General features: G+C 37.0%; 2 protein-coding genes, 1 tRNA gene and 3 rRNA genes. All 6 read right to left on the bottom strand.

Annotated features, from left to right (window positions below; all coding sequences use genetic code 11):
- Positions 1-87: ribosomal RNA gene (gene rrf, locus ON17_RS03985) — 5S ribosomal RNA — on the bottom strand; the annotation flags it as partial.
- Positions 88-123: 36 nt separating this feature from the next.
- Positions 124-2989, bottom strand: a 23S ribosomal RNA gene (locus ON17_RS00950).
- A 77-nt stretch (positions 2990-3066) separates the two neighbouring features.
- Positions 3067-3143: transfer RNA gene (locus ON17_RS00945), tRNA-Ile, on the bottom strand.
- An 80-nt stretch (positions 3144-3223) separates the two neighbouring features.
- A 16S ribosomal RNA gene (locus tag ON17_RS00940) occupies positions 3224-4751 on the bottom strand.
- Between the two features lie 482 nt (positions 4752-5233).
- Complete coding sequence (gene pth, locus ON17_RS00935) at positions 5234-5797, bottom strand: aminoacyl-tRNA hydrolase (protein WP_017191614.1); 564 nt, start codon at positions 5795-5797, stop codon at positions 5234-5236.
- 132 nt (positions 5798-5929) lie between these two features.
- Positions 5930-8719 carry a cation-translocating P-type ATPase gene (locus ON17_RS00930; protein ID WP_017191613.1) on the bottom strand — a complete coding sequence of 930 codons (2790 nt, stop codon included), beginning with the start codon at positions 8717-8719 and terminating at the stop codon, positions 5930-5932.
- Between the last annotated feature and the right edge of the window lie 61 nt (positions 8720-8780).

Here is an 8780-nt window from a genome sequence, read left to right as displayed (position 1 = left end):
ATACGAAAAACTATTGTCGGGGTTTAAGGGCTTAACTGCTGTATTCGGAACGGGAACAGGTGTTTCCCCTTGACTAAATCACCAAGGATCTTTCAAAACTAGATAACCATAGTTATTTCAAAAAAATCAAAGTCAATGGATCTATTAGTACTAGTCAGCTGAAAATATCACTATTCTTACACCTCTAGCCTATCAACCTGGTAGTCTTCCAGGGATCTCATAGGGAAATCTCATCTTAAGGGAGGCTTCACACTTAGATGCTTTCAGTGTTTATCCTTTCTATACATAGCTACTCAGCTGTGGCTCTGGCGAACCAACTGAAACACCAGCGGTATATCCATCCCGGTCTTCTCATACTAGGGACAGCTCCTTGCAAATTTCCAACGCCCACGACGGATAGAGACCGAACTGTCTCACGACGTTCTGAACCCAGCTCGCGTTCCGCTTTAATGGGCGAACAGCCCAACCCTTGGAACCTTCTCCAGCTCCAGGATGCGATGAGCCGACATCGAGGTGCCAAACCGCTTCGTCGCTGTGAACGCTCGGAAGCGATAAGCCTGTTATCCCCAGGGTAGCTTTTATCCGTTGAGTCACGGCCCTTCCATACGGTACCGTAAGATCACTAAGTCCAACTTTCGTTCCTGCTCGACTTGTAGGTCTCGCAGTTAAGCACCCTTTTACCTTTACGCTCTTAAAATGATTTCCGACCATTTTGAGGGTACCTTTGAACGCCTCCGTTACTCTTTAGGAGGCGACCGCCCCAGTCAAACTGCCCACCAAACACTGTCCCTCATAATACACTTATGCAGGTTAGAAGCTAAAAAAAACAAGGGTGGTATTCCAAGGATGACTCCATTAGAACTAGCGTCCTAATTTCACAGTCTCCCACCTATCCTCTACATGCAATTTTCAATTTCAATATTAAGCTACAGTAAAGCTCCATGGGGTCTTTTCGTCCTGTCGCGGGTAACCGGCATTTTCACCGGTAATTTGATTTCACCGAGACTCTTGTTGAGACAGCGCCCAAATCGTTATGCCTTTCGTGCGGGTCGGAACTTACCCGACAAGGAATTTCGCTACCTTAGGACCGTTATAGTTACGGCCGCCGTTCACTGGGACTTCAATTCAATGCTTCAAGTTGCCTTTGACATCTCCTCTTAATCTTCCAGCACCGGGCAGGCATCAGCCCCTATACATCACCTCACGGTTTAGCAGGGACCTATGTTTTTGATAAACAGTCGCTTGGGCCTATTCTCTGCGACTTTTACTTTTTATCATAAAAGCTCTCCTTATCCCGAAGTTACGGAGTCATTTTGCCGAGTTCCTTAACAAGAGTTTTCTCGCGCGTCTTAGTATGCTCTACCTTCCCACCTGTGTCGGTTTACGGTACAGGTAAAAAAACAATTAGCCCTAGAAGTTTTTCTTGAAAATATGACTTCAGTCACGTTACCTTCAAACCTTATTTTTTGGAATAAGAAGACGGATTTGCCTATCTTCTCAAACTCGGTTCTTCTACCCTAATCCAATAAAGGGTGTGCCTAGCCTGTTTTGTAGCTCCATCAGTTGTTTTCTTAGTGCAGGAATTTTAGCCTGCTTGCCATCGACTACGCATTTCTGCCTCGCCTTAGGACCTGACTAACCCAGGGAGGACGAACCTGCCCCTGGAAACCTTGGGTTTTTGACGGATAGGATTCTCACCTATCTTTTCGTTACTTACACCGGCATTCTCACTTCTGACCTCTCCACCACTGCTTCCGCTATGGCTTCATCGATGTCAGAACGCTTCCCCTACCATATTAAAAATAATAAATTATTTTTATATCCGTAGCTTCGGTATAATGTTTTAGCCCCGTTAAATTTTCGGTGCAGAGTCATTAGATTAGTGAGCTATTACGCACTCTTTAAAAGATGGCTGCTTCTAAGCCAACTTCCTAATTGTTTAAACGTCTCTACTTCCTTTTCCACTTAACATTAATTTAGGGACCTTAGCTGACGGTCTGGGCTCTTTCCCTTTCGACCATGGACCTTATCACCCACAGTCTGACTGCTAATTGTTTTTAATGACATTCGGAGTTTAATTGATATCGGTACCCCGAGGTGGAGCCCTCAATCATTTAGTGCTCTACCTTCATTAAAATTTCTTAATTAACGCTAGCCCTAAAGCTATTTCGGGGAGAACCAGCTATCTCTGAGTTCGATTGGAATTTCACCTCTAGCCACAAATCATCCAAACACTTTTCAACGTGTCCTGGTTCGGTCCTCCATTTGGTTGTCCCCAAACTTCAACCTGTTCATGGCTAGCTCACTTCAGTTTCGGGTCTATGACATAAAACTAAACGCCCTATTAAGACTCGCTTTCGCTATGGCTTCGTTCCTTCAAACTTAACCTTGCTATATATCATAACTCGCCGGTTCATTCTGCAAAAGGCAAGCTATCACTCATTAACGAGCTCTAACTAATTGTAAGCACACAGTTTCAGGATCTATTTCACTCCCCTTCCGGGGTTCTTTTCACCTTTCCCTCACGGTACTAGTTCACTATCGGTCACCAAGTAGTATTTAGCCTTAGGAGATGGTCCTCCCTATGTTCCAACAAGATTTCTCGTGTCTCGCCGTACTTTTCGATACCCTAGATTTTAACTTACCTTTACAGGACTATCACCTTCTTTGGTGTTTTTTCCCAAAAACTTCAAGTTGGTTAAAATTTTGTAACTAGTGGTGGTATCAGGCTCCTCCGGATTCGCTCGTCACTACTGCCAGAATCGTTATTACTTTCTTTTCCTGCAGTTACTTAGATATTTCAGTTCACTGCGTATCCCTTTTTGATTCGAAAATCAAAAAACTATAATGTTATTATAGTAGGTTTCCCCATTCGGAAATCCACGGATCTTCATTTATTTACAACTCCCCGTGGCGTATCGCCGTTAATTGCGTCCTTCATCGGCTCTTGGTGCCAAGGCATCCACTGTGCGCTCTTAATTCCTTCAATTTTTTTGATTTTACTATGTTTATCTACTTTTCAAAGAACTTTTTTTTAAGACAGTGCTTATAACTTTTAAAATAAACTGGTGGGCCTAAATGGACTTGAACCACCGACCTCACGCTTATCAGGCGTGTGCTCTAACCAGCTGAGCTATAGGCCCTTAATGCCTTAAAAAAAGAAAAACTTATGAATTTTCTAAGTCTTTCAAAACTGAAGATGATAATTTTATTTTTTCCTTAGAAAGGAGGTGATCCATCCCCACCTTCCGGTAGGGATACCTTGTTACGACTTAACCCCAATTATCGACCCTACCTTAGACGGATCCTTCTTCTTGCGAAGTTAGGTGACCGCTTTGGGGCATTGCCAACTTTCGTGGTTTGACGGGCGGTGTGTACAAACCCCGAGAACGTATTCACCGCGACATGCTGATTCGCGATTACTAGCGATTCCAACTTCATGAAGTCGAGTTGCAGACTTCAATCCGAACTGAGATTGATTTTTTGAGATTGGCTAAGAACTCGCGTTTCAGCTACTCTTTGTATCAACCATTGTATCACGTTTGTAGCCCAGATCATAAGGGGCATGATGATTTGACGTAATCCCCACCTTCCTCCAATTTTTCATTGGCAGTCTCGTTAAAGTCCCCATCATTACATGCTGGCAATTAACGACAAGGGTTGCGCTCGTTTTAGGACTTAACCTAACATCTCACGACACGAGCTGACGACAACCATGCACCACCTGTTTTCCTGATAACCTCCATTATATTTCTATAATTTCGCAAGAAAATGTCAAGACCTGGTAAGGTTTTTCGTGTATCTTCGAATTAAACAACATGATCCACCGCTTGTGCGGAGTCCCGTCAATTCCTTTAAGTTTCATACTTGCGTACGTACTACTCAGGCGGAGTACTTAATGTGTTAACTTCAGTACCAGTTTTACCCGACACTTAGTACTCATCGTTTACGGCGTGGACTACCAGGGTATCTAATCCTGTTTGCTCCCCACGCTTTCGTGCCTCAGCGTCAGTAAAGACCCAGCAAGCCGCCTACGCCTCTGGTGTTCCTCCATATATTTACGCATTTTACCGCTACACATGGAATTCCGCTTGCCTCTATCTCACTCTAGTAAAACAGTTTCTATAGCACAACAGCGTTAAGCACTGAAATTAAACTATAGACTTATTAAACCGCCTACGCACCCTTTACGCCCAATAATTCCGGATAACGCTCGCCCCTTATGTATTACCGCGGCTGCTGGCACATAATTAGCCGGGGCTTATTCATTAAGTACCGTCAAGGGAGTTTTTCCACTCTTTTTTCTTCCTTAATAAAAGAACTTTACATACCGAGGTACTTCATCGTTCACGCGGCGTTGCTCGGTCAGAGTTTCCTCCATTGCCGAAAATTCCCTACTGCTGCCTCCCGTAGGAGTTTGGGCCGTGTCTCAGTCCCAATGTGGCTGTTCAACCTCTCAGTCCAGCTACACATCATAGTCTTGGTAGGCCTTTACCCTGCCAACTAACTAATGTGTCGCAAGCCCCTCCTTAAGCATACCTTCAAAGAAGATCTTTTAAAAAAGTAAAGATGCCTTTACTTTTCCTATCCAGTCTTAGCAATTGTTTCCAATTGTTATCCTCGTCTTAAGGGCAGGTTGCTTACGTGTTACTCACCCGTTCGCCACTAAAACCCGAAGGTTTCCGTTCGACTTGCATGTATTAGGCACGCCGCCAGCGTTCATCCTGAGCCAGGATCAAACTCTTCGTTTTGTTTTGATTTTCTTTTTTAACGAATTAATTAAAAAAAGAAAATTTAATGATTTAAATATTTAAAAAATTATAATAAAATGTCATCTTCAGTTTTCAAAGAATTAAAAAATTATTTTTATTTATTAATGAATGCGATTGAAAAAAATCAATTCACAAAACTAACAAATTAATTATAACATGTAAAATCAATTATTTCAATCTTTTTTTACATTTTATTTAAAAAAATTGAATTAATTTATTAAATGTTAAAAGTTGATTTCATTTTATCTAAAAGCTTTACTTTTTAACATTTTTTTATCGCAAAAATTAATTCATTTTTTTAAATATTTGCAACATCATTTATTTTATCAAAATTATCAGCTTTTTAACAATTTTTTTATTAAAAAATAACATCTTTTTTCTCAAGAAAGAAAAGTGCCTGAAAAGCGCATAATCACCCTTTTTAACTTGTTTTTTAAAAGAAGAAAATCATCATTTCTTTCTTAGACAAGGGTGTTCATTAAATTAGCAAAAGGATAACCTTGGATAAAATTGCTAATTAACTTTTTAAACAAAGGAAAATTATGTGTAATTTGTTGTTGTGTTTGGGTATTTAAACGGTTTAAAACATATTGTTCTAAGGGAATACGAGAATCAAGACCAACTCCTATTCTTAATCTTTTAAATTCCTTAGAATGTAGCATATCTATGATATTTCTTAAACCATTATGACCGCCATGACCGCCTTTATATTTGAGCTTAAAAGCACCTGGCTCTAAATTAATATCATCAACGAGCACTAAAACATCATCCTTAGGGATATTATATTTCAACATCAATTGTTTGATGGCTTTACCCGAAATATTCATATAAGTTTGAGGTTGAACTAACAAAATGGTTTCTTGTTCTAATTGAAGATGAGAAACGATACTTGATAACTCTTTTTTAGTAGTTAAAATGTTTTTTTTCCATTCTTTTTCTAAATAATTAATTAACATAAAACCTATATTATGCGGGGTTAATTCAAACATTTTTCCTGGATTTCCTAAACCTACAATTAGCTTCATTCGCTCTTCCTTTTTTCTTATTTTGTTCATTGTTTTCAAATTAAATAATAACATTTAAAACCTTTCAAATGTAAAAAAAATAACAAAAAAACAGATAAAAGTTTTTTTGTTATTTCATGGTTAAAAAATTAATTATTTGGTCTCAACTGATTTTTTGTTATTGATGATTTTTTTTCTTAAAGTATCAAAACCTAACATAACCGCTATTGGTAAAAGTAAGTATAAATAATCTACACATCTTATCGGTTTAGTTTTGAAAAAGGAATTCAAAAACCCTATATTTTGAGAAATTAACACAAATAAGAATAACTCGGAGATAATTCCCACGAATAAAAGTTTATTTTTCTTGTTGTAACTTTCCCAAAAATATAATTTATCCGAACGACAAGCAAAAGCATTACCTACTTGAGCAAAAATAACTGCTCCGAAAGCCATTGTGGACGCATAAATGAAACCTGCTTGTTCAGAAATATCTGTAAAAGCTATTCCGTGATTGCCGAAAAATTGGCAACCGCCAAAAGCTAAGAAAAAGACTAATGCTAATACACCTTCTACAATTCCTAAAAAGCCATAACTTCTTTTTAATAATTTTTTGTCTAATAAATGATCATTTTTTGTACGAGGTTTGTGATCTAATAAATCTTTTTCGGGTTCTTCAGCTCCTAAAGCGATAGCAGGAACTAAGTCCGTTAATAAATCAATAGCTAAAATCTGCATAACAGTTAAATACAGAGGCACTTTAAATAAAGTCATCACGATAATAGGGAAAACTTGAGGAATGTTTGAAGATAAAACATAAGTCATAAATTTTTTAATATTAGAATAGATTCCTCTAGATTCTAAAACTGCTTTAGGAATGGTGGAGAAATTATCATCTAATAAAATCATATCCGCTGCATTACGAGCGACATCTTTACCAGATTTACCCATTGCAATACCAATATGAGCGGCTTTCATAGCTAAAATATCGTTTACTCCATCGCCTATAGCGCCCACTATTTCATCATTTGCACGATAAGCTTCAACAATTCTTAATTTGTGTTTAGGAGTTGTTCGGGAAAATAAAACAGGAACTCTTGTTTTTAAAGAATCTTGTAATTCTTCTTGCGACATTTTTTCTAATTGATTACCATCAATATTGATATATTCCTCTTCGATAATACCTACTTGTTTAGCGATAGAAATAGCTGTAGGACCGTAATCTCCGGTGATAACAGTGATTTTTAAACCAGCTTTTAATAAATCTTTTACTGCGTCTTTAACTTCAATTTTTGGAGGATCGTAATTAACAGCGAATCCTAAGAAGACCATATTAGTTTCTTCTAAAGAACCGTCTTCAATTTTTTTATAAGCAATAGCTAAAATACGATAACCTTGATTAGATAATTCTTCGTTTCTTTCGTAAAAGAATTCTTTTTCTGCTTCAGAAAAAGAGCTTACTTGGTTATTTTTATATTGAGCATTACACTCTTTTAATAAAACACTTGGAGCACCTTTAACAAATAAATATTTGCTACCAATATCATATTTTGCTTGTGCCACATTCGTTACTAAAACACTCATTTTTTTATTTTCTGAAGAGAAAGGACTAATTTTTTCAACTGTAAAATTTTGACGTACTTCATCGATAGAAAGCCCGTATTTACTAGCGGCAACTAATAAAGAACTTTCGGTAGGGTTACCTACTACTTGATAATCGCCTTTATTTTTCTCATCATCAATTAAGTTCGCTTCTGAAGCCATAATAGAAGCAATAAAGATTTTTTTCAAGACTTTATCGTCTATTTCTTGATTTAAATTTTTGAATTGTCCTTCTTGTTTTAAACCATTGCCAGTAATATCGACATAACCGCCTGGAAAGACAATTTTTTTACAAGTTAATTGGTTTTCCGTTAAAGTTCCTGTTTTATCGGTACAAATAACTGTAGCGGAGCTTAATGTTTCCACTGAGTATAATTGTTTAATTAAAGCGTTTTGTTTCGACATTCTTTGGGTTCCGATAGCTAAACTTAAGTTGATAGTCGGCAACAATCCTTCAGGAATGTTCGCCACTAACATACTTAAAGCCACTACAACGGCACCACTTAAAGCCTTGTCCCAAGAATTATCAGCTTTAAAACGCCATAAACATACAAAAAAGACTAATAAAGCTAATAAAGAAGCGATAAAACTAATTGTTTTAACTACTCTGTGAATTTCTTTTTCTAAAGTAGATAATCCTTTATCAATGTTTTCAGATAAAACAGAAACTTGCCCTATTTGAGTGTTTTCTCCAATAGAATAAACAACCGCTTTAGCGCTACCTTCAGAAACTGTTGTACCTGCATAAACTAAATTAGGCATTTCAGCGGCAACACATTCATCTTGCATGTTAGGATTAGCTGTTCTATTTAAGGGGATCGTTTCGCCTGATAACATGGAGTTATCAACGAAAAAATTATTAGCTTGCACTATCCTTAAATCAGCAGGAATAGTAGCCCCTACTTCTAAAAAAATTAAATCTCCGATAGTTAAATCAATAACATCTATCACTTCTATTTGATTATTGCGATAAACTTGGATTTTTTTAGGCATCATATCACTTAAAGAAGACAAAATTTTTTCTGCTTTGCTTTCTTGGAAAAAAGCGAAAATACCGTTAACAATGACAACTAAAAAAATAGATAATCCGATTTGCCATTCGCGAATAAAAAAAGCTAAAGCGCCTGATATCCATAATAAAATAGCGAACATGGAGGTAAATTGTTTAATAATTTGTTTAAAAACATTAAAAGTTTTAGCGGATTTAATATCATTTGACCCGTATAAAAGTTTTCTTTTTTGTACTTCGTTATCATCTAATCCTGTTGGCGAGGTTTGAAAGTGTTTAAATACTTCTTCTTGTGATAATTGACTGATTTGCAAAATATCGTTATTGTTCATAAATTCCCTTAATCTTTTTGTAATTCGTTTAAAAAAACAATTTTAATATATTCAAAATATA

Origin of the sequence: Poinsettia branch-inducing phytoplasma str. JR1 (genome assembly GCF_000309465.1) — a bacterium.
Taxonomy (GTDB): domain Bacteria; phylum Bacillota_I; class Bacilli_A; order Acholeplasmatales; family Acholeplasmataceae; genus Phytoplasma; species Phytoplasma pruni.
Note: the sequence above shows the minus strand (reverse complement) of the source record. Positions and strands in the feature narration are given on the sequence as shown.

What these genes read in the sequence shown, in the direction of transcription:
- pth (WP_017191614.1), bottom strand. Translation starts at nt 5,797, where the DNA reads ATGAAGCTAATTGTAGGTTTAGGAAATCCAGGAAAAATGTTTGAATTA.
- ON17_RS00930 (WP_017191613.1), bottom strand. Translation starts at nt 8,719, where the DNA reads ATGAACAATAACGATATTTTGCAAATCAGTCAATTATCACAAGAAGAA.